Source organism: Cellulophaga sp. BC115SP, assembly GCF_009905545.1.
Taxonomy (GTDB): domain Bacteria; phylum Bacteroidota; class Bacteroidia; order Cytophagales; family Spirosomataceae; genus Flectobacillus; species Flectobacillus rivi.
Genome location: NZ_JAAALB010000036.1, coordinates 1 through 23,333 on the forward strand (window position 1 = coordinate 1; position 23,333 = coordinate 23,333).

Annotated in this window: 18 protein-coding genes and 1 riboswitch; of the genes, 8 read left to right on the plus strand and 10 right to left on the minus strand. The window is 37.7% G+C overall.

Annotated features, from left to right (window positions below; translation table 11 throughout):
- Positions 1-1,320: DUF11 domain-containing protein (locus GVN22_RS20330; protein WP_166552850.1), on the plus strand; the 1,320-nt coding region annotated here is incomplete at its 5' end.
- Between the two features lie 56 nt (positions 1,321-1,376).
- The gene (locus GVN22_RS20335) at positions 1,377-2,051 is read left to right on the plus strand and encodes a hypothetical protein (RefSeq protein ID WP_166552851.1); all 675 of its coding nucleotides are present in this window, start codon (positions 1,377-1,379) and stop codon (positions 2,049-2,051) included.
- A gap of 170 nt (positions 2,052-2,221) precedes the next feature.
- On the opposite strand, the gene GVN22_RS20340 is transcribed toward GVN22_RS20335, so the two are convergent.
- The 4 genes from GVN22_RS20340 to GVN22_RS20355 form a co-directional block, all read right to left on the minus strand.
- On the minus strand, positions 2,222-2,935 hold the full coding sequence (locus tag GVN22_RS20340; RefSeq protein ID WP_166552852.1) for a LytTR family DNA-binding domain-containing protein: 714 nt from the start codon (positions 2,933-2,935) through the stop codon (positions 2,222-2,224).
- 400 nt (positions 2,936-3,335) lie between these two features.
- Entirely contained in the window at positions 3,336-4,040 is a 705-nt protein-coding gene (locus GVN22_RS20345; protein ID WP_166552853.1) for a LysM domain-containing protein, read from the minus strand.
- 106 nt (positions 4,041-4,146) lie between these two features.
- On the minus strand, positions 4,147-4,635 hold the full coding sequence (gene purE / locus GVN22_RS20350; RefSeq protein ID WP_166552854.1) for a 5-(carboxyamino)imidazole ribonucleotide mutase: 489 nt from the start codon (positions 4,633-4,635) through the stop codon (positions 4,147-4,149).
- A gap of 42 nt (positions 4,636-4,677) precedes the next feature.
- Positions 4,678-5,817 carry a 5-(carboxyamino)imidazole ribonucleotide synthase gene (locus tag GVN22_RS20355; RefSeq protein WP_166552855.1) on the minus strand — a complete coding sequence of 380 codons (1,140 nt, stop codon included), beginning with the start codon at positions 5,815-5,817 and terminating at the stop codon, positions 4,678-4,680.
- Between the two features lie 103 nt (positions 5,818-5,920).
- Here GVN22_RS20355 and GVN22_RS20360 point away from each other — a divergent pair, with 103 nt between their 5' ends.
- Positions 5,921-6,481, plus strand: coding sequence for a DUF6580 family putative transport protein (locus GVN22_RS20360; protein ID WP_166552856.1), 561 nt, complete (start codon positions 5,921-5,923; stop codon positions 6,479-6,481).
- Positions 6,482-6,763: 282 nt separating this feature from the next.
- On the opposite strand, the gene GVN22_RS20365 is transcribed toward GVN22_RS20360, so the two are convergent.
- Positions 6,764-7,600 carry a family 16 glycosylhydrolase gene (locus GVN22_RS20365; RefSeq protein ID WP_166552857.1) on the minus strand — a complete coding sequence of 279 codons (837 nt, stop codon included), beginning with the start codon at positions 7,598-7,600 and terminating at the stop codon, positions 6,764-6,766.
- A 465-nt stretch (positions 7,601-8,065) separates the two neighbouring features.
- Here GVN22_RS20365 and GVN22_RS20370 point away from each other — a divergent pair, with 465 nt between their 5' ends.
- The gene (locus GVN22_RS20370; RefSeq protein ID WP_166552858.1) at positions 8,066-8,404 is read left to right on the plus strand and encodes a hypothetical protein; all 339 of its coding nucleotides are present in this window, start codon (positions 8,066-8,068) and stop codon (positions 8,402-8,404) included.
- 109 nt (positions 8,405-8,513) lie between these two features.
- Here the strand turns inward: GVN22_RS20370 and GVN22_RS20375 are convergent, their stop codons facing one another.
- Both GVN22_RS20375 and GVN22_RS20380 read right to left on the minus strand, forming a co-directional pair.
- Complete coding sequence (locus tag GVN22_RS20375; RefSeq protein WP_166552859.1) at positions 8,514-10,511, minus strand: c-type cytochrome; 1,998 nt, start codon at positions 10,509-10,511, stop codon at positions 8,514-8,516.
- Between the two features lie 117 nt (positions 10,512-10,628).
- Positions 10,629-12,425: a DUF1080 domain-containing protein gene (locus tag GVN22_RS20380; RefSeq protein ID WP_166552860.1), complete on the minus strand. Its 1,797-nt coding sequence runs from the start codon at positions 12,423-12,425 to the stop codon at positions 10,629-10,631.
- Between the two features lie 231 nt (positions 12,426-12,656).
- On the opposite strand from GVN22_RS20380, the gene GVN22_RS20385 reads away from it, so the two are divergent.
- Positions 12,657-13,154, plus strand: a complete 498-nt coding sequence (locus GVN22_RS20385) for a gamma carbonic anhydrase family protein (protein ID WP_166552861.1) — start codon at positions 12,657-12,659, stop codon at positions 13,152-13,154.
- A gap of 206 nt (positions 13,155-13,360) precedes the next feature.
- Here the strand turns inward: GVN22_RS20385 and GVN22_RS20390 are convergent, their stop codons facing one another.
- Positions 13,361-14,599 carry a NupC/NupG family nucleoside CNT transporter gene (locus tag GVN22_RS20390; RefSeq protein WP_095161466.1) on the minus strand — a complete coding sequence of 413 codons (1,239 nt, stop codon included), beginning with the start codon at positions 14,597-14,599 and terminating at the stop codon, positions 13,361-13,363.
- A gap of 179 nt (positions 14,600-14,778) precedes the next feature.
- A complete protein-coding gene (locus GVN22_RS20395) occupies positions 14,779-15,321 on the minus strand; it encodes a YfiT family bacillithiol transferase (protein ID WP_205690978.1) in 543 nt (180 codons plus the stop codon).
- 1,787 nt (positions 15,322-17,108) lie between these two features.
- Here GVN22_RS20395 and GVN22_RS20400 point away from each other — a divergent pair.
- The 3 genes from GVN22_RS20400 to GVN22_RS20410 all read left to right on the plus strand — a co-directional run bounded on the left by GVN22_RS20400 (position 17,109) and on the right by GVN22_RS20410 (position 21,168).
- Entirely contained in the window at positions 17,109-18,281 is a 1,173-nt protein-coding gene (locus GVN22_RS20400) for a histidinol-phosphate transaminase (protein ID WP_166552862.1), read from the plus strand.
- 141 nt (positions 18,282-18,422) lie between these two features.
- Positions 18,423-19,970, plus strand: a complete 1,548-nt coding sequence (locus GVN22_RS20405; protein ID WP_166552863.1) for a flavin monoamine oxidase family protein — start codon at positions 18,423-18,425, stop codon at positions 19,968-19,970.
- Positions 19,971-20,211: 241 nt separating this feature from the next.
- The gene (locus GVN22_RS20410; RefSeq protein WP_166552864.1) at positions 20,212-21,168 is read left to right on the plus strand and encodes a hypothetical protein; all 957 of its coding nucleotides are present in this window, start codon (positions 20,212-20,214) and stop codon (positions 21,166-21,168) included.
- Positions 21,169-21,865: 697 nt separating this feature from the next.
- On the opposite strand, the gene GVN22_RS20415 is transcribed toward GVN22_RS20410, so the two are convergent.
- Positions 21,866-22,843, minus strand: coding sequence for a GSCFA domain-containing protein (locus GVN22_RS20415; protein WP_166552865.1), 978 nt, complete (start codon positions 22,841-22,843; stop codon positions 21,866-21,868).
- A 159-nt stretch (positions 22,844-23,002) separates the two neighbouring features.
- Positions 23,003-23,209: riboswitch (cobalamin riboswitch) on the plus strand.
- Positions 23,210-23,333: the final 124 nt, after the last annotated feature.

Below are 23,333 nucleotides of genomic sequence, written 5' to 3' on the forward strand. Positions count from 1 at the left end.
GCGGTGAATGGTAGTAATGTCTTAACCTTAACAGTGAAGGCATTGGATGCAGCGAGTGGATCATCAGTGGTGAATACAGCAAGTGTGATCGGAGGTGGAGATCCAAGTACGACACCAAAACCATCGAACCCAGTAACGACAGATATTACCCCAGCACCTAAACCAAACTTGTTGATTAGTAAGTCTGGTCCAGTAACAGGAATTGTTAATACGAACTATGATTATACCTTGGTGGTGAATAACTCAGGCACAGCATCAACTGCAGGAGTAATTACGGTGACAGATAACCTACCAAATGGTTTACAGTTTGTGAGTGGTGGTGGCAATGGTTGGAGCTGTAGTACTTCAGGACAATTGGTGACTTGTACGAATAGTGGAGTGATAGCAGTAAGTGGCAGTAGCTCGATGAGTTTGACGGTGAAACCAACACAAGCAGGAACTTATACCAACGTAGGTAATGTAGTAGGCGGTGGAGACATTAGCACTGAAACATCCAATAGTGTAACGACGGTGATTTCGAACCCACCAACACCAAACTTGGTGATAGTGAAGTCAGGACCATCGACAGCGACCGTAGGTACGAATTTCAACTATACTTTGACGGTAAACAACACAGGATTAGCAGCGAGTACAGGTACGATAACAGTAACGGATAACTTACCAAGTGAGTTGAGTTATGTGACATTCAGTGGATCAGGTTGGACTTGTAGTGCAGTGGGTCAAGTAGTGACTTGTACAACAACAACTTCGATAGCAGCGAATGGTAGTAGCACGATAGTCTTGACAGTTAATCCAACGACAGCACCAGCTTCGGGCTTACCAGTGAAGAATACGGCTTATGTAACAGGAGGTGGAGATCCAGTAACGACACCTAAACCATCGAATGAAGTACCGACGACTATCAATGCTTTACCGCAGGCAAACTTAACAATTACGAAGAGTGCTCCAGTAGTAGCGACAGTAGGCACGAACTTTGCTTATAGTTTCAATATAGCCAATGGCGGAACAGGAGCTACGACTGGTACGATAACAGTAACAGATAACTTACCAATTGGCTTACAATTTGTGAGTGGCCCAAGTACAGGCGGCTTTACTTGTAGTGCAGTAGGTCAGGTGGTGACTTGTACCAACAATGGCTCAACGCAGATTCCAGCAGGTCAGAGTGTAGGCTTGAGCATCAATGTGAAGGCTAACTTCAGTGGTGTGTTCAAGAACACAGCAGTGGTAAGCTCAAATGGAGGAACACCAAAAACCTCAAATGAGACTACCACAACAGTGAACTGTCCAACAGATATTAATCCAGGGGTGCTTGGATTCTAATATTCATAAAGAGGGAGCTAAAACTCCCTCTTTATTCTACTATAGCAGATAGTGTTATGAAAAAGTATTTTCCCAAAAGTTTCTTGCTATTATTATCACTTCTAATGATGTGTAGTTTTACCATCTGTAGTCAAACCTTAGGGTGTAATTTCAAACCTGGTACAATCCAATTAAATTTGAGTGGTCAAAGTATAGGTACCAATATTGTGAGTTATGTTGTGTTAGTAGATGGAGGTAATATTATCCGATATAAATCTGTAGTTAATTCAGGTACGATAGAGGCTGTTGGTGTTGGCAGTTATAAAGCTGTAGCGATCACATGGGATAATAGTCAGTTAAATCTACCATCATTAGAAATAGGAAAAAACTTCACTGAAATAGATCATTGTTTGAAAAGTACGGCAGTAGATATATCTATCTGTGATTGTAACACAACCACCAATAGTATAACTGTACCGAGCTTAGTAGGATTATCCCCTCAGTATTTATTAACTGATGGACGAGGAGTAATTCAACAAGTACAGAGTGGCACGACCTTTTCAGGTTTGAGCAATGGCGTTTATAATCATTATGTCTTGTGTAATACAAATCCCTCACTGGTAATTGGAGCAAAAATCACAACGATACCTAGTACAGATTTTTGTAGAACTGTGCCTTTGTCATACGTGGTATGTGTAGCCGAATGCGCCCCAGTGATATGTGTACCGATGGTGATAGCCAAAATTAGATAGGTTAGCATAAAGAAATTTATGAGCCTAAGGAGGACTAAAAAATATAATAAGATAGAAGTATAGATGAAATTCGTTGCGAGCGAATAGAAATCGAATTTATCATTAAATAAAGACTACGAAAGTAGTCTTTATTTTTGTTTTTAGCCTGTAATAATTTTGTGGTTTTTGAATTATAATAATAGATGATCTATCAAATAGGAAATATATCCTATTTTGTTGCGATAGGATCTTCCAATTGGTAATTTTTTTGCATTATTTAATTCAATTTCTTTGGCAGATACCCGCAAAATTTTTTGAGCATTAATAATGAATGAACGATGTAAACGCACAAAATTTTTCGAAGGAAGACGTTCTTCGAGTAAAGTAATAGATTCTTTTACTAAGATTACCTGATTCAAAAGAAAAACATTACAGGAAGAGCCTGTAGCCTCAATATAAAAAATATCATTAAAACTAATTTTGGTCATTTCTGCTCCAGTAGGAAAAAAGTCAAAATGATTGAGGTGTTGTACTTTGGGCAATACGTATTTGCTTAAAACTCTAATAAGTAAATTTTGAAGTTTTTCGGGATTAATGGGCTTCAAAGTAAATAAAATGACGTTGTCTAAATCATGAGGATCGAAGATTGTCTCATAATCATTGGCAATAACTATGATAGAAGTATCTCTGGGAATGCTAGAAATTACTTTTACTTCTTCCTCACTTATGTTATCTCCATTAAAAATAATTACCTCAAAGTATTCTTGTTCAATCAAACCATAAGCAAGCTCAAGTGATGAGACATTCGTAAAGTGAAAGGAGATGTTGCGAGGAAAGACATCAAGTTCTAAACTTATATCATTTGTTAGGTCAACGTATAGGCAATGAAATTGAATAGGTCTCATAATAGTAAATGCTAGATAATAGATTCTTAATTAACTGATATTTTACAAAACTGAAGGGACTGATTTATTCTTGTATTAAGATAATTAACCCCATAGAAAATAATACTAATTTTCGTTTGGGTGAATACAGATAGGATAAAATACAAGCCAAGATGCTAGTATGATCAATGTTAAAGATTTTAACTAGAGTTTGAAAAAGAATTGTAAATGATGAATAGGCGTTATTTATAAGCGGTGGATAGAAATTTACGAGTTAGACTTCTCACTAAATTTAGAAAGAAAAAATCTACTTTAAAAATAACAAAGTAACCGCAAGATTACAATACTATATGAGCTTTTATGTGAAGTAATACAAACAAATACGCCGTTCATATTTAATGAACGGCGTATAAAGAAAAAACTATTTTAAAGGGATAATCAACTTTTCACCTTTTTCTGTAATGTCTCTTGTCTTTTTGTTGGCTTGCATAATGAGTGCTTTTGAAACACCATATTTCTGTGCAATGACCCGAAGTACATCGCCTGAGCCAACGGTATGGACTTTTAGGACTCTGACTTTTAGTTTAGTAACCCCAACTTTGATTCCCTCAGGATTTACGCTTGGGTTGAGCTTTTGCAGAGATTGCCATTTGAGGTTATAACGGTTGGCGATTCCAAAGAAAGTTTCGCCTGCTTGCACTACGTGAGTGATTGTTTCTCCTTTACCTAAGCTAGCGTCAGATGCTTTGCTATATGTGCTTTTTTCTACCTTAGTTTTAGTAGTAGCTTTTTCTTTAGACTCAGATTTTTTCTCTTTCTTTTCTTCTTTTTTATGTTCCTCTTTACTATCTGATTTTTTTTCTTCTGATTCTTTTACTTTTTCTTGATCTTCACTTTCTTCATCAGAAGCTGCTTCTGCTACAACTGGAGATTCTCTATTATTGTCAATCACTGCAATGCTGTCTGTACCAGCATTGGTAAGTTCATTGTCTGAAATAGAGTCTTCTTTTAAATACTGCCAGCCAACGTAGAGTAACGCAGCAATCAATCCCAATAATACTAATAAAGTAATGTTAGGGACTTGAGAACTTTCTTCAACTGGTCGAGGGTTTCTTTTGTCTTCCATCTTCGTAAGGTTAATTAGGGCAAAATACTAGGATTTAGCATATCCCAATAATCTTTCCTAAGTTAACGATTGAACTTGTAAGGGAAAGAGATTTTTGATAAATAATTTATTGAATGGTTTTTTTCAATTCAGTAACCATATCGTCTACCTTGCTACTCAGCTGTTTTTTGTACTCAGCCAAAGTTTCGGCAATCACAGGGTTTTCAATACCTAACATTTGCACGGCCAAGATTCCTGCATTTTTAGCACCATTCAACGCAACCGTAGCTACAGGAACTCCTGATGGCATCTGTAAAATAGAAAGTACAGAATCCCATCCATCAATCGAATTAGATGATTTCACTGGCACTCCAATTACAGGTAAAGTAGTAACTGAAGCTACCATTCCTGGTAAGTGTGCTGCACCACCAGCGCCAGCAATGATTACTTTGATGCCACGTTCACGAGCTGTTTGAGCATATTCAACCATTTTGATGGGTGTACGGTGTGCCGATACAATATCGATTTCGTAGTCTACACCTAATTCTTTGATAACGTCGGCAGCTTCTTGCATAACTTTTAAGTCAGAGATGCTACCCATGATGATTCCTACCATTGGAATGTATTGATTTTTATGAATGAAAAGACTACCAATAATTTATGCGATTACTTTCAGCGTATTTTTTACGAAATCTACTTTTTCTTTCAACTTCGCTAGGTCATTTTCTACAACAGTAACATGTCCCATTTTGCGGAATGGTTTGGTTGTAGTTTTACCATATAAAAACGGATATACGCCTGCAACACTTAAGACGTCGGACATACCTTCATACTGAGCGTCGCCTGAATAACCATCTTCGCCCAAAAGATTAACCATAGCAGCAGTACTGTGAGCAGTGGTATCGCCAAGTGGTAATCCCAAAACTGCACGTAGATGTTGCTCAAACTGCGAAGTATGATTTGCACGAATCGTATGATGACCACTATTGTGCGTGCGAGGCGCTACTTCGTTGATTAGAACTTCTCCATCTTTTGTCAAAAATAACTCGACTGCAAGCAATCCTACTATCCCTAACTTTTCGGCAGTTTCAATGGCAATAGCTTTAGCTTTTTCGCTAATTTCTACAGAAACGTCTGCTGGTGCAAAAAGATATTCAACCAAATTGTGAACAGGATGGAACACGCACTCAACTGTTGGGAATGTTTTACATTCACCTTGTTCGTTACGCGCTACGATCACAGCGATTTCTTTTGCAAAGTCTACGGCTTTTTCTAAAAGACTTGGTTCTGTAAAAGCAAGGTGAACATCCTCGGCTGAACTAATGCGTTGAACGCCTTTTCCATCATATCCGCCACGACCTAATTTATTGAACGCTGGCAAGAAATCAACATTAGCTGCCACAGCGTCGGCGTTGTCGGTCAAGACAAAATCTGCTGTCGGTAATTGATGATCACGATAGAATTGTTTCTGAATGCGTTTATCTTGAATCAACTCCAACACTTCTGGTTGAGGGAACACCTTCTTACCTTCGGACTGAAGTTTTTTCAATGCATCGAGATTGACATTTTCGATTTCGATTGTTATTACTTCACAGTCTTGACCGAAAGCATATACAGTGTCAAAATCCAAGAATGAACCACAGACAAACTCTGGTGCAATTTTAGCACAAGGAGCATTAGGATCTGGGTCGAGAGCCTTCACATGGATGTCTAAATCGATAGCAGCTTGGAGCATCATACGGCCTAACTGGCCACCGCCTAAAAGGCCTAATTTGAAATTTTTCGAGAATACTGGCATGATTTGTAGCACGAAATCAAGAATCGTGTTTATTTATACCCCAAAATTACTGCTAAATATTGAAAGGTTATTAAATTTGTTGTGTATCAAATCAAGACATTTCATGAAAAATTCAATAAACCTTCGTTTTGGGGTAATCGCGGGAATGATTACAGTAGCAGCGTTGAGTCGTTTTTTATTTTTAACCCCTTCTTTAGCCAACTTTTCTCCAGTAGGAGCAATGGCACTTTTTGGAGGTGCTTACTTCGTCAACAAGCGTTGGTCGTATGCTATTCCTATGTTGGCATTGTGGCTTTCAAACTTAGTGTTGAACAATGTTGTTTATAAAGAATATTATCCAACTTTCTCTTTTGGTGTTGAGTCAGGCGTATTTGTGAGTTTTGCTGTGATGGTAACAGTTGGTATTTTTCTTTTGAAAAAGGTGACTGCACAAAATGTATTATTCGCTAATTTGTTGGGAACACTTGCTTTTTTCTTAGTTTCTAACTTTTTTGTTTGGACTGAAGGCAAGCTTTATACTCAAGATATGAATGGTTTGGCGTCGTGTTATGCAAATGCGATTCCGTACGTAAAAAATACATTAATGAGTAATCTTTTGTTCTCGACTTTAATGTTTGGAGCGTTTGAAGCTGCTAAACGTCAGGTTCGTGCATTGGCTTACTAAATTATGTTCGAAAGAAAGGAAATTTCCTATTTAGTGAATTGCGATTGAGTGATTATTCTTTAAATCTAAATTTCATGAGTAAAGACGCAATGTTTTGCGTCTAAATAGATACCCTTCCGAAATATAGTATCAAAAAAGCTGTCGGAAATTGTTTTTCGACAGCTTTTTTGATGTTACAATGCTATGTTTTACTCGACTTCAGACGCAATGCATTACGTCTCTACAGCTAGAATACAAATTTTAGAATAATCGCCCAATCACTTAATTCGTGACGGCTCATGTTTATTTCTTTTTGGGAGCAGACTTTAATGGATAAACTCTCACGTAGTCAATCTCCATACGCTGAGGAAAAATACTTTCATCCACACCTTTTAGACCACCCCATCCTCCTCCAACAGCAATATTTAGCAAGATATGGAAGGGTTTATCAAATGGATATTCTTCCCATCTATCGCTTACTTTTGGAAAAGACAAAACTCGCTCATTATCGATAAATGCCTCTATTTTGTCGGGAGTCCAATCTACTCGATATACATGAAAAGCCGTATGAAAATCAGGAAGCATTTTATTGGCAGAACGCTGAGTGCCTTTGATATGGTTAAAGTCGCGGGTATGTACTGTGGCGTGTACGCGACCAGGGTCGTAGCCTACGTGCTCCATAATGTCGATTTCGCCATTGTCGGGCCAATAAGTATTACTATAAAATTGCTTTGTTGCCAACATCCAAATGGCAGGCCAAGTGCCTCGTCCTTCAGGAAGCTTGGCTTTAATTTCGAATCTACCATATAGAAAATCTCCTTTGCCTTTGGTTACTAAACGTGCTGACGAATAGGCATTGTCTTTCACTGTTTCCTTCAGTGCTTCGATAATGAGTACACCGTTTTCAACACGAGCGTTTTTGAGATTTTTTTCTGTATAGTATTGTAGTTCATTGTTGCCCCAACCATGACCGCCCACATCATAATTCCACTTGGTGGAGTCGGGGAGTCCATTTTTGTTAAACTCATCAGCCCATGAAGGTTTTGAGGCAAACTGATACGTTTTTGTTGGAGTATTTTGCCCCCAAGACCAAAATTGCAAGCAAACGCATAGTCCAGTTAATACATAGCTTTTTTTCATTGTTTGCGAATTAATATATTGATAATAAGCCTTTTATTAGAAATGTTAAATGAAATATAAAAGAATAAATGTTAATATGAATATTTTTATATAAAATTAGAAAAATTATATTTTGTAGGCATTATTTTAAATGATTTCTTGGATTGAAACTGTAAAATTCCTATATTTAATCTAAGGAGTTTAGAAAATAAAGAAGAATCAAAAACATACTCAATACCTAAAACTCCCTTTCTTTCGGACTGCTAACACACATAGAATCAATAAATGCCTTCTAAAGTCCGAAACGCCTTAATTGTAATTTGCTCAGTATATTCTTTCCTTACTTGATTAACGTAGTTACCGTCTTGTAAATAAACTATGTTATAGTCAGAATCGATAATTGCTTTCTAGAAATTACCTCCATTGTCTCTCCCAACCGAGAGACCTAAATTTATATTGTTCAATTTTAAACCTTAATACAGAGCCATGATTGATATTCACGATTTTTTCAAACGTACTTTTCCAGATGCTTTAATTGCTAATCCAAGTGTAGCGTCGTTGCATCCGATGAAACTTCGTTTAACTATTCACGGCGAGCGCGAAGGAGAGTGGATTGTTGATACGACAGGCGTACCAACGTGTTATGTAGATGCTGCTGAGCATTGTGAAAACTCGATTAAGATGTCCTATTCGGCTTTTCAGAGTTTTATCAAAGACCCAATAGGTTTGGCAGCATCGTATGCTTCAGAAGGACTGATAAAAGTAAATGGCCGATTGAATTTGCTACCTCATTTTTCAAAGTTATTTAAAGTAGTAAAAGCATAGAGGATAGGTAATGAATCACTAGCTGTGATAAATTGAATACCTTTAAAAGCAAAAGCGGCTACTCCAAAGGAGCAGCCGCTTTTGCTTGATTTAAGCTTTTGCCGACAAACTATTTCTTGTTAAGATTGTTAATCCAAGCGGCAATTTTTTGAATATCCTTTTTAGGAACGTGGCTCATTGGTGCCATTGGCGTAGCAAAATCAGGCCAGTTTTCTGGTTTTGGTTCTGCAATCAAAGCTTCCAATTGAGCATTGGTATATTTACGTTTTGCTACTTCCGAATACGCAGGACCTACAGCACGCTCATTTACTTTGTGACAAGCCAAACAAGTATGTTTTGACAATAATGCCATGGCTTCTTTGTCAGAAATAATTGACGATACCGCGGCGGTTTTAGCACCAGCTTTTGGTTTAGCGCTACCTTTCATACCTTCAGTACTTGGAGCCGCTTCCTTCATCTGATTGTCTGGTGTATTGGCAGCCGCACCAGCATCTACTCTTTCACGTTGAGCTCTTGTTTTTGGAGTTACCAACGTTATGTTTGCTTTCGGACCAGTAGGAATGCTGTTTAATGTATAATATGCACTTCCGTGTAATAATGCCAAACCATCTTTCGCAGATTTAACACCTTCTGGCTTGATATCGTGAATATAACCTTCACGAAGACCGTCTACTACAATTCTTACTTTCAAACCATCTTCCGATGCCTTAGCGCCACGCACAGCGTTGTCTTTACGATCTACAATTGGACTACCATAAACAGGGTGGTATTTGTAAGTATAGCTCGATACATCATAGTTGTTTACATCTTCAGCCGTCTTTTTGTCAACTGGCGCTGTAAATTCTATTTCGAAACCATCTGGCATAGCACGAACAGCTTTCATTTCGAAAGGCGTTTTTCCTGTGTAAACCAATCTTTCTAAACCAAAATCTTCTTTACCTACAGAACCCCAACCACGGTTTGTACCACCTACATACATACCTTTGTCGGTACCCCATGACATACGCAAAACACCCGAACGGAATCCTGAACGGAAGTCAAAAGAAGCACCTTGGTATTGTCCGTTTACTTTTTCAAGAAATACACGAGCAATTTTTGACATACCTTGATCACCTACAAAAAGCTGACCTGCAAATGGACCAAATGCGCCACTTGTCTCGTCAGCAATGATTTCAGAAGTAGAAACTCCCAATACACCGTGAGGCAACCATACTGCTGGCGACTTGATATTCATGTTTGGATATGTTTTATGAGCCATTTCATAAATGGTAGTCATAGGCTCATTTTTCACATATTCAGGTTTTACTTTCGGATCGTCGCGAGGATCAACTTTTGAGAAAATCATATCCGCACGCATTTTTACTGGCGATTCAGGACGGCTAGCCCATTGCAATGAAGCAGGGTGACCCAAGAAATCGCCTTTTTCTACATGAGTGATAAAACCAGAACCCATCCAGTCACCTTGGTTATCACCATAGAAAAATTCACCATTCAACATACCAATACCGCAAGGAGAGCGCATACCAGCTGCGTAAGGTTGCATGTTACCATCTTCGGTAATACGCATCGTCCATCCACGCCAAGGTACAAGTGACTTGCCAGCCCACCAGTCTGAGTTACCGAAGCCTACGTTGCCAGTTACATAGAATGCACCATCTGGACCAACTTTTGGACCAAATGAGTACTCATGGTAGTGACCAGAAATAGGCCAAGCATATACTGTTTCATAGCGTTCTGCTTTGCCATCGCCGTTTTTGTCAACCAATTTAGTCAACTCACCACGTTGAGCACAGTAAAGATTTCCGTCTTTGTAAGCTAAGCCCAAAATTTCATGCAAACCGCTCGCAAATTTGCGATAAACAGGCTTGGTAGAGGTTGGGTTTTCGATGATGTAAACGTCACCACGACGTGTTGAAACAGCAATATCGCCATTGGGTAAAGTTACCAAACCACCTACTTCAAGAACAATACCTTCAGGGATTGGGACTTTTACAATTTTATAATAATCATTTTCAGTTGGGCCATCTTGAGCAAAAGCCCCAGCACTCATACATCCTGCCAATAGGAGTGCTTTAGATACTGAGTTGAATACAGATTTTATTTTCATTTTTTTGAAAGTCAAAATTGATGTTTTTCATGCCAAAAGTTTTTCTTTCAGCTTAAAAAAAGTAGTAAATCTACGTCCTCGGCAAGCACTTTTTTACATGCTTTACCAGACCAATGATTACCACATAATTGCGTACTGTACTTTTTCTGAAGCTGGTACAGTCAATACTTTCTGAGCACCTACCGATTCGATTGTAGCACCCGAAGCCTTGATATAATAGCTTTTGCCGTCTACCGTGTAAGTATCGTCAGCTACCTTGCTGATTTCGTTACCCAAAGCCAAACGAACTACTTGTCCCGCTGGATTTTTGATGCTCAACGTACGAGTCAAATATTTGTTATCAGTAACTCGGATTTGGTCTTCTACATCGCTACCCAACATTTTGTAACGGAAAGTAGGAAGATCATTAGCATCTAAGTCATATCCTAATGGACGGTATGCAGCCGACTCAGCAGGAGTATCAGTAGAAGAACCTTTGTCTGCGCTAGCTACCAATACAGGGCTATCAGGCAAAGTCAACAAAGCTCCACGAGCACGTGAAGAACCATCACCACGGTCATCCCACATTGGAGATGTATCCAAGAAATCACCTTTCCAGATTTGAACGATAGCACCGTTGTCTAGATCGTAAGTATAGTGCAAGTTGCTTGGGTTACCTACATTTACTGAGTGAACCACACGCTTTAATTTTTTACCTTCTTTGAAAAGGTCTGTAAACGAACGGAACACGATTGGTTCTTTGGCATCTAACAAAATTGGATCAGCAGGAGGTCCAGCCAACGTAGAAGCCAAGCTATGATAAGCCGTTGAGCGGAAACTTGGGCCTTGTACCCACATGCCTAAGATTGGAGGCATCCAACCATCTGTTTTATATACAGTAATCTCTACAGGAACTTTGCCCGCAGGTAAATCCATTTCAGCAAAACGCTTATCTCTTGAGAAAGTCCACGCATCTGGTAACAATTCTTTACCATTTACATTGACATAATATTTACCCGCAAGTTGGAATTCGAAAGAATGTTTTCCTGCTTTCGGAACATCAAGGGTAGTTGTGAAGATTTGAGCGAAATCGTTGGTTTGCTTACTTACATCCCAAGATAGGGTATTGATAGTGCCAGTAGCATCTGGTTTTTTCGAAAGAAAATCTTTTGGCTCTTTAAATTTGCCATAGAACACTTTGTAAGCGATAGGCGCCATTACAGCAGGTTTACCGCTAAGGTCAGCTATCTTGAAGTTACGGAAAGCTACCGCACCGTGGTCACCTTGAATCATAAATGGACCAAGTGGAGCTTCATCTTCAGAGATTGGACCACCTGTAGGACCAGTCAATTCTACATTTTCATGAAGAACATAACCGTTTAACCTAATAGAAATAACCTTGGCATTTGCGATTTTTTTACCAGCAGCATCAAAACGAGGCGCTTGGAAAGAAATCTGCATGTGTTGCCATAAGCCAGGAGCCAAACATGCATTGATACGTGGTGCGTGTCCTTCGTAAAGGTACTCCTGTGGAATAAACTTGCGACGCTTATAAATACCACCGCAATCGCCATAAGCAGGTTTTTTTACACCCCAACTGTCAAGCAATTGGATTTCGTAACGTCCTTGTAGATAAAATCCAGAGTTTGAGTGAGAAGCCATCATAAAGTCAAATTCTACATCTACGTCACCGTATTCGGCAGCAGACAATAAATTTGCACGGTTGTTGGCGTCAGGGAGGTTGACCAAAATGCCTTTTCCAGCCTGAGTGGTCATTGTTTCATTTTTTGTGAGGTCGGCAGTTACGTCACCAGCGATTTGCCAGTTGGCTTTACCCGTTGGCTTCCAGAATGATAAATCATTCAAAGAAACAGTCTCTTGTGCGAAGCTTCCTAAGGGCAAACACAAAGACATGACCAAAAGTAATTTTTTCATAAAAAGAGTTTTTGATATGAATAAAAATAGAAATTGGGAATTTGCCCTTAAATTTAACATTATACTTGGTATTTGTTATCCTGAAAAGCAAGAATCGGTAATAGGTTGTCGATTTCTCATAATTTCTGAAATGTAAAACGATAGTCTTATCAAAAATTAGATAGATTTCATGCAAAAGACTTCTAAGGATGTTGAGTATAGACATCTATAAAGACATTTAAATAAAAAACTATGGAAAAAGTATTTATTGCTCCTAATGCTTCGGTGATGGGAGATGTGACCTTCGGGAAAGGAGTTTCGGTTTGGTATGGCGCTGTGATTCGTGCAGATGTGGAAAAAATTATTATTGGCGATAATACCAATATTCAAGATACCGCAGTATTACATGCCGACCCAGGTGATCCCACTATCATTGGCGACTCGGTTACGGTAGGTCATGGTGCTATTGTACATGGCGCTGTCGTTGGCGATGGCTCCCTGATTGGTATGCGTGCTACGGTGTTGAATAAAGCCAAAATTGGAAAAGGCTGTATCATTGGCGCACATGCGCTTGTGACAGAGAAAATGGAAATTCCTGATTATTCCTTGGCTGTAGGAGCACCAGCGAAGGTGATTCGTCAACTTACTCCTGAACAAGCTGAAAAGATGAAGCTTGGTGCTCAACATTACGTTGATATGGCAGAGCGTCACGATAGAGGGGAGTTTCCTTTAGTATCTATAACTGAATGAATTGTGTGAATATTTTTAATATGAATTTTACTAGTAGAGACGCAATGCATTGCGTCTAAAGAGGTGTGATTCTGAGATATATTATCAAAAAGGCGTTCGAAATAAGATTTTCGAACGCCTTTTTTTGATACTGTATCTATTACTTGTATCCTTCTGATTATGAGTCTATTCCAGTGACTGATATACGGTTAACTAATAACTTCCTTTTACAACAAAAGTCCTGCTAAAGTAGCTGACAAATAACTAGCTAATGTTCCGCAAATTAGCGCTTTAAAACCTAGTTTTGCCAAATCAGCACGACGGCTAGGCGCTAGCTCACTAATACCTCCAATTTGGATAGCAACCGAGCTAAAGTTCGCAAAACCACAAAGCGCAAAGCTGGTAATTGCAATCGTTTTTGGCGCTAAAGTATGTTGTTGCTTAATCAAGTCGAGATACGCTACGAACTCATTTACTACCATTTTGGTACCCATCAAGGCGCCTGCAGCTTCAATATCTTTGGAAGGAACACCCATCGCCCAAGCAAAAATGGCGAACAATTTACCCAAGATAAAGTTGAAACTCAACTCTGGTAAACCAATCATAAAGCCAACTTTACCCAAAATCAAATCTAGCAATGCGATTAACGCAATAAAACCAATCAACATCGCGATAACATTCATACCTACTTTCAACCCATCACTAGCACCACCAGCGATAGCATCCACTAGGTTGACGTGTGCTTTTTCAACTTTGAGTTTTACTGTCCCTTGTGTTTCTGATTCTTCTGTTTCGGGCATTACGATTTTCGAAATCACCAAAGCGCCTGGCGCAGCCATAATACTAGCTGCCAAAAGATACTGTGCAGGTACACCCAAAGCAATGTAGGTCGCCATTACACCACCTGCAATACAGGCAAAACTACCTGTCATCGAAGCTAAAAGCTCCGAATTAGTCATGCCTTTGAGGTAAGGTTTAATCATAATTTGTGCTTCTACCTGTCCTACAAACGTACTTGCTACGTTTGATACCGCTTCGGCACCACTTACACCCATTAACCATTTCATACCTTTGGCCATTACTGCAACTACACGTTGCATCAAACCAATATGATAGAGGATATTTACCAATACTGCCACAAAAATAATTGTAGGCACTACTTTGAAAAAGAAGATAAATCCATTCTCTGGACCGAATACTTTACCCAAAAGCTCTTGCTTTACTAATGGACTAAATACAAACTCGGCACCTTTGTCTGACATTTCTAATAGGCGCTTGATTTTTTCGCCTAACCATTGAAAAATGTTTTGACCAAGGTCAGTTTTTAAAATAAAAATAGCTAGTGAGGCTTGTAAACCTAGTCCTACACCAACTGTACGGTAGTTGATTGCCTTTCGGTTGTTCGACATCAAATAGGCGATTCCTAGTATCAATACAACTCCGATTAGTCCTGTAAAGCGTTCCATGTTTTATGTAATTAGACCGAGATTAGTGCTTAGTTTTATAGTTGATGAATTTTGCAAAAACAGGTAAAGATAGGAAAAAAACTTCTAAACCTATACGAATATATAGGCGATAGAGCTCAAATGACCTTTTTGACCAGAAAATCCCTGAAGAAGTAAGTAGTTTTTCTGTTATACTGTTTTTACCAATTCATCCGTTTGCGTAGCTCCAAGATATGCGCCACATGGTGACGCCCATGCCACGAATACATGCCTGCCATTACGCTCAAGGAATTGGTGTGACGCGTAGCTGGATGAAATAATTGCTTATTAAAATCGGCCTTTGTCATATTTTCTAGCAACATTCCCCATCTCAAGTGTAGTGCTTCTAATAAGGTCAATGACCATTCGATAGGGGCATTTTTGCCATCAGATAACTCCGCCCAAAGTTGTTCTTCGTAAGGTCTTATCGTAGGAATACTCTCTGTTAGGGCTAATTTGAATCTGGTATAGGCATTAATATGTGAATCTGCAACGTGGTGAACTGTTTGTCTGACAGTCCAGCCGTCAGGTCTATAAGGTGTTGCCAATTGTTCTTTATTGAGTCCTTCCACTGCATCAGTAAGCTGCTGCGGTAATTTTTTAATATCAAGAATCCATTCTGCCAGTGTAGATTCTGTGATTTCTTGGGGTTTTTCAAACTGACCAATTGGATATTTTAGTAATTCTATATCGTCTTTTTGCATAAGGTAAAAATTGTTTATAACGAAATTATTATCTTCTAGGATAGAAGGTTTCCCTAATATATCTATTTCAGTTGTAAAATAGCTAAACTAAAAGCAAAAATTAAGCAACAGCTCATTTGTTGGTAGACTTGCTAAAATCATAGAGGCATTACTTCGAGCATTTACTATGATTAAGCAATGGATAGGGGATAACTGGCTTAAGTACAAATACTTATGACTGTTTTGAAGGGGGCGTCACTTTCGAATTTCTGATGAAAAATACTCTTCAGATGGTTATATATCATAAATTCTTTGAATAATTAAATTTCAAAAAAAGATATATATGTCAATTCAAAGAATAAATTTAAAAGTGTCGAAAATATTGAAATTATATTTTGATTTTTAGATTTTTTTTGTAAAATAGTGTATGCTTTTTCCAAAAACACAAAATATAATACTGATTAAGATAAAGAATATAAAATAAATAAACTTATCTATTAAGTATTATTTCTTAGACCAGTTCAGTTGTCCAAACAATCCCAAAATCGCTTCAATTGATAAAAGTTTTACGCAAACTCGTAGGAACCCATTCCTGATGTTATTGTAAAGAATCTTGATAAACATCCTATAAATCAATACCCTTATTAAACTCATTATTCACCCTTAAAAAAAAACAGGTTATGAAACATTTAGACAAGCTACCTCCAGTGGTGTTAATTATGTTATTTGTTTTGTTGACATTGGTTAGTGCTTAATAAGTAATGCCATGGTCTCGGAAACACTGCGATAATCTTTCGCTTACAGCATGCAACGCCTTGTTCATGACAGGTGATTGGGACAATCATCTGGAAATCTCACATTATGTAAACCCATTTTGCAAGATTTACTTGATTACAATCTTATCAGCTTTTGCCGAGCTACATAGTTAATAGACCTGTGAAGTTATATTTTACAGGTCTTTTTATTTCCATAATGTTTCGTTCCTTTTATACTACCTAGAGGTTTCACTAAGTGACAAATTCGCTGTTGCAGGTATTTTAGCATATACTAACATTTTGGCTGCTGTTTCGCTATCTAATTTTAGTATATAGGTTAAGTGGGTCAAAAAAATATTTGAAAAATACAATATTTATATTTTTACATATCTTAAAATATCTCCTATATATTGTTTTGATTTAATCCTATTTTTGCTAATTTTACATAAATGAAAGGCTATATGTAATTTTTCAAAACCTATTTTTTTAATTTTTGTAAAAATATTGTAAAAAATAAGTTTGTTTTAATGCAGTTTTTGTAATTATTGATAAATTTGTATTATTGAAAAAGTGCTATATGCTGTTTCATTTTTTTCCCTTAACTATCAAATTATAATCAACAAGCTAGAGCCGTACTTCATCCTTTGTTTCACTACTAACTAAGACGTGTTATGAAAACAGTACTCAAACTCTCAGACTACCTTAAAATGTTGTTGGCAGCCATTGGCGCATATTTTGGCGCATGGATTATAGCCTAATGCTTGTTCATGTTGTTTGTGAGTATTCTAGAAGGGCGTCCTTCGCAATTTTCTGCTCATTCGACTTTCTAGAATTCTCTCGCAACAAGTTTCTTGATTTTGACTCAAAGGAGATAGAACTCCTCGATAACCATACAAGCTGCAAAACACAAAGTTTTGCTCCAAAGTACAAAAAGGTAATAATGACAGTACTGCCTTAAGGATTATTGAGACCACATCGACAAATCCAACTGCATTATGCTGATCGATAAATAGACTATCATTACTCAAATCACTTCAAAAACAACGTCTTACCATGTCATTCAATATCAATCGCCGTGATTGGCTCAAAAAAAGTCTTATAGCCACCGCAGGTTTGGGCGCTGCTTCAACTTATATCCAACGTGCACAAGCAAATCCAACTGTAAGAAGAGAATTACAAATGAGCTTGTCGCCTGATTTTCAGTTAGAAAAATCATTGATAGGTATCAATCCTCCTGTGGTAATGAAGGCTCGTTTGGGTGCCAATGAAAACCCTTGGGGACCTTCGGCAAAAACCAAAGAGGCGTTGATTGAGGCTGTTGGCGCATCAAATCGCTATGGTATGCAAAGCCGTTCGGCGTTGATTAAGTTGATTGCAGAAAAAGAAGGTGTGCCTGAAACTCATATTTTATTGGGTGCTGGTTCTTCTGAGTTGTTGACAGCGTCGATGGTAGCTTATGGTTTGAAAGGTAAGATTATTTGTGGTGACCCATGCTATATTTCAGGTAATGAAGAAAAAATCCCAATGGAGAAAGTGCCATTGACTAAGGATTTTCAATATGATTTGGATGCCATTGCAGGTCGTTTGAACGGCTCACAAAGTTTGGTATATATTACAAATCCTAATAACCCAACAGGTGCGATTTTGCCAGCGGATCAACTAACGGCCTTTATCAACAAAGTTTCTGATAAAACCCCTGTGTTGGTCGACGAAGCTTATATCGATTATGCCAAAAACCCTAAAACCGATGCTATGGTGGCATCTATCAATGCAGGTAAAAACGTATTGATACTACGTACTATGTCTAAGCTTTATGCTTTTGCTGGCTTGCGTGTGGGTTATGCTATTGCCAAACCAGAAATCTTAAAGACCATTGCACCATATTGCTCTGGAGGTTTTGATATTTCGGTTCCTTCTTTTGCAGCAGCAATTGCAGCGTTAAAAGACACAGATTTTCAACAATTGACATTAACGAATACTGCAGAGTCAAAAAAATACCTGTATGATTTCTTGGCAAAAGCAGGTTATAGCTACGTTCCTTCTTCAGCCAACTTTGTGTTGTTCCCAATCAAAATGAAAGGACAAGATCTCATGAGTAAACTTATGGCTGAAGGTGTTATGGTAAGAAGATGGGAATTTGATCGCCAACACTGGTGCCGTGTTTCCATTGGAACCATGGACGAAATGAAGGCATTTACAGAAGCTTTCTCGAAAATCACCTCTTAGATAATTGATAAAAGTCATCGATTTGGATTGTTGAGTAACCAGTTGATTTTCTTATTTTTAATATTTTTTTCTAATAAAAAATCAAAGGTTCTTTATCGACAAAATACAAATCAAGCATTTCAATTACTAAGACACAACATTATGACGAGAAGAGATTTTATAGAAAGAACAGGTGCTGCTAGCTATTTGACATTATTAGGATTAGGAATGATTCCAGAAGCAAATTCACAACCCTTGGATTTGCAAAGAGGAAAGGCAGATAAAAAAATTATTATCCTAGGAGCTGGTTTAGCAGGCTTATGTTCGGCTTATGAGTTAACAAAATTAGGCTATCAAGTTACAGTACTAGAAGCACGCAGTCGCCCAGGTGGACGTGTTTGGACTGTAAGAGGTGGCACCACAGAAACTGAAATTGGAGGTCCCTCACAAACGGCTCAATTCGATAAGGGACTTTATTTAAACGGTGGTGCGGCACGTATTCCGCACAATCACGAAACGACGCTCCATTATTGTCGTGAATTTAATATTCCGCTCGAAATATTCATGAATATGAACGAGGGAGCTTATTACTACAGTGACAATGGAACAGGTCCTTTGGCAAACAAACGAGTAAAAATTCGTGAAATACATGCTGATGTTCGTGGTTATACAGGAGAGTTATTGGCAAAGGCAGCTGACCAAAAAGCCCTAGACCAAGATTTGACCAAGGAGGATATCGACAAACTCATTGCTTATCTGAAAGAGGAATGCGATTTGGATATTACCAAAAAATACAAAGGCTCTGAACGACATGGGTATTTGCGACAAGGTGGATATGGAGATCAAATCCCACAATTGGCAGAACCTCACTCGTTGCACGATATCATTGGTGGAGGGTTGTTTCACCCTGCATTTTCGAATGTAAGCGAATATACTTTCAATCAGCAACCAGTCATGTTACAGCCCGTTGGCGGAATGGATGCTATTCCGTATGAGTTTGCAAAGCGTCTTGAAGGAAAAATACAATATCAAACTGAAGTAAAAGAAATCCGAAAAACACAGCCAGGAGTTCGGATAGTCTATAAAGATAAGGCTGGACAGGAAAAAGAACTTAAGGCAGATTATTGTATTTGTACCATTCCTCTACCTGTGTTACGGAATATACAAACAGACCTTTCATCGGATATTCGTCGTGCAATAGATTTTACTTCTTATATGAATACTGGTAAAATTGGTTTGCAGTTCAAGCGTAGATTCTGGGAGGAGGACGATAAAATATTCGGTGGTATTTCTCGTACCAACATGGATATTACCCAAATTTTTTACCCTTCCTACAATTTTATGGGTAAAAAAGGTTTGTTGAAAGGCTATTACAATTTTCATGACCGAGCCGTTAAAATGGGTAATTTATCCATCGCCGAAAGAGAAAAAGCAGCTTTGGAACAAGGAAGTAAAATTCACCCGCAATATGCTGCCGAATTTGAAAGTTCCTTTTCGTTGGCTTGGCAAAAAATTCCGTATTCGCAAGGAGGTTGGGCGGAGTACACAGATGCACAACGCAAAAGATTATATCCAGCCTTGATTAAGCCTGATGACGAGATTTATATGGCAGGAGAGCACACCACTCACCTTACAGCTTGGATGGCTGGTGCATTAGAATCGGCTAAAGCGGTAGTAGACCAAATCCATCGTCGTGTCAATGCATCATAATTTTTTAATTTATTTCTTTAATTAGTTAAAATTATTTTAAAAAATTTGAGATACTATTATTTGATAATCAATAATTTATTATATTTATAATTGTAAAATAATTTTGATTTAATAATGCTGTATTTCAAATAACTATTACACAAGTTTTCAGTCGTGATGAGTTATTTCTGAGGTTAAAAATACCTCCAATCACTTGTTATTATATCAAGTGCTTCATTATTGAAGACTAAAATTATTCAGTATGAAAAAAGTATTATTAGTATTCGGTTTAGTTTGCTCAACTCTTTTCGCCAAAGCTCAAGAAGTAGCTAAAGTGGGAATCAAAAATGCTGATTATGATGCGCTTAAGAAAATTGCAGTCAAAAATCCTGACAAGGATACATATATTAAAGAGGGAGCTTACGTATTGGATAACAGTAACCCACCATACGTCTTCAAATTCTCGGATGGAAAAGAGCGTCGTATATATTTATACAAAGTCTTAGAAACCGCCGAAATGAAGGAAATGGGCTCTTTGATGGTTTTTACAACGCCGAAAGACGGTAAAAAAATCAGCTTAGTAGTGCCCAACCCAATGGCCGAAAAGGAAGTTTGGGGCAAATACATCGATGACCTAAAAGATGGCGAAAAAGCCGTTTCAGGATTCTCATCTTGTGTAGCTTTTGTACTAGCAAAAGAATTTACAGGAGGCGCTTCAGGTGCTGAGCATGGTGCAGAAGATAAATACGAATATTGTTTCCCTGAGACAGCTGTTGTAACAATGGCTGATGGTTCGCAAAAGTCCATTGCAGCAGTAAAAGCAGGTGAGGTGGTGATGTCTTACAACACTGCAACTAATAAAGCCGAAACAACGCTTGTCGATGAAGTAATTGAACACGATAATAAGTCTTTTGGAATCGTAAAAGTATTGTTGAGCGACGCCGAAGACCAAGCTTTTGCTTCGACACAACCGCTTTTTCAATTAACAGAATTGGAAGGTACAGCCAATCATCCTGTAATGACTACTACTGGTCATGCCAAATTAGGTAAGTTGAAAGTGGGTGAACAAGTTTTGATGTACAATAGCGATACGCATACTTTTAATCGTTATAAAGTATTTTCAACTAATTCAGACTATCGTACGGTCGAAAAGGTATATAACCTTCGTACCGCTAATGATAAATACCTCGTAAATTCTATCGTGGTATTAGAAAAATAAGTGAAATGGTTTAATGCACATCGAAGGTTTCGGCCTTCAACCTAAATGTTAAGCCTACCGAAAGGGACTTAATTTTTTTGAGATTGTTTTTGGATAATTTTTAAATCCTTTCTCTTCTAGGGAAAGGATTTATTTTTTTTATATGGGGTAATATCTGCTATTTGAGTGTTTTTTGAGCGAATTACATGACTTAAATAGCTTTATTACATAAGGTGTATTTTAGTACTAAATCAAGATTTGTTTTTGGTATAAAAAGAGGGGATGAAAATATTTGTTCATTTTGTTTAAAAAAAAATTGTTAAAATTATATTTTATTCAAAAAATGCTATTACATTTGTAAAGCTAAGCAGTTAGCAATATTCAAAAACAATCTCGACAAGATATAAAGTGATTCTCTAGATTAGAGAAAACAATTTGACTTAACAAAAGATTTGAATCCAGAAACGGATAGAAGCTTTTAAAGATATTTTCAGAGCGAATTTTAAAATGATAAAATTTTAGGGTCACCGTAAGTGACAAACTATGAAAGTACCAATTTGATTAATTTACTAAACTCAAAACAACTATTTAACTTTGAAGCTCTGATAAGCCCCAGCTAACCACTGGGGCTTTTTTATTAAGTGATTTAGTGATTTTCTATTGAGTGATTGTTGAAATTCTCCTTCAAGTTTTGTCAATACAGATAACGAATATACCGTTAACGATTAACCTCTTTCACGATTTGTGCTAAAACCTGCTGTTTCTCTGCCGATATATCTACTTGGTTTTCTATACCCTCCAGTTGCTTCAATACATTTTGTAAAAACTTCTGATGAGCTTCGGACGTAATATCAAAAGGCTTGTGAGTTAACGCTCTTTTGATTTGTTGCCATTTAGGTAAAAAAGTTTGTAAATCGTCTGAAAAATAGGTTTTTGCAAACTGCTCAAAAATATATTGCTCCGCCACCTCATTGGGATGAATCATGTCTGCCTTATAGAAACGATAATCACGAAGATCGTCTATCATGATTTCATAAGATGGAAAATACGCTACATTTTCATAATCAGTACTGAGATAATGACATGCCGTTCGAAGAATTGATTTTGACAATTGGTTTTCGGCAAGTCCTTCTTTGGTATGTCGCACTGGCGAAACAGTAATAATGATTTTTAGAGAAGGATTTAATTCTGTTATGGCTTTATGCAACTCTGCAAACTTTTTACAAATATCCTTCACACTCAACAAATCCTTTTCAAATAAGCTTGCGGGCATTTTATGACAATTGGCTACATAGCTCGGTGTAGTTTTGAGCTGATGAACAAATGCCGTTCCGAAGGTTAAAACTAAGAAGTCATATTGCTGAATCTGAATTTTTGCTAAGCTATCATTCAGTAATTCCTTTAGAGATTCTTGCTGAGAAGCAAAAAATTGCGAGTGAAAATCATAATGCAACCATGTTTGTTGGTGCTGTACAAATAGTCGATCGTCGGCTTGTTGGTAGTTAGGATTCAAAAGTTTGAATATCGACATGGGGTTAAACAACGTCCCGAAAGGGTTAACTTCGGTCGCAATTTTGTTTTCTTCAAGCTTTTGTCCGATAACCTGTGCAAAGCATGAACCAACTGTCAATACCTTGGACTGAAGTTGTATTTGAAAGGGCGATTTTTCTATTTTTATTGGCGTTCTGAATTCCATAAGGCGATTTTGACTGAATATTTTACAAAGGTAAAGTTAAGCAATTTAGGATATGATAATTTCTAAAAACTGTTTAACAGACACTCTGTTAGTCTTAAAATAAGATTCTAAAATTGAAAAGAATTCTCTATTCTCTAATTCCCTCAATCACAATTTACTACCTTTGTACCAGATATAGGTGCTTTATACGTCAAATCTACGAAGTGTTAAAGCTTAATAGGGAATTAGGTGCAATACCTAGACTGTCCCCGCAACTGTAAGTTTCAATGATGTCGAATTCAATCTTCATGGCCACTGCCCTTGCGGCGGGAAGGCTCGAAGTCGATGAAACAAGTCAGGAGACCTGCCTTTTATCTATTCTTGGTACAATTTACGGTGGATGAGTTGTCGCTGAGCGTTCGCTTTTCTGTTCATTTTCTTGCCTTTTAATGTCAATTCATTTGAGCCTATCCTATAGGCACGAGTGTTAACTTTAGGGAAGAAAACAATC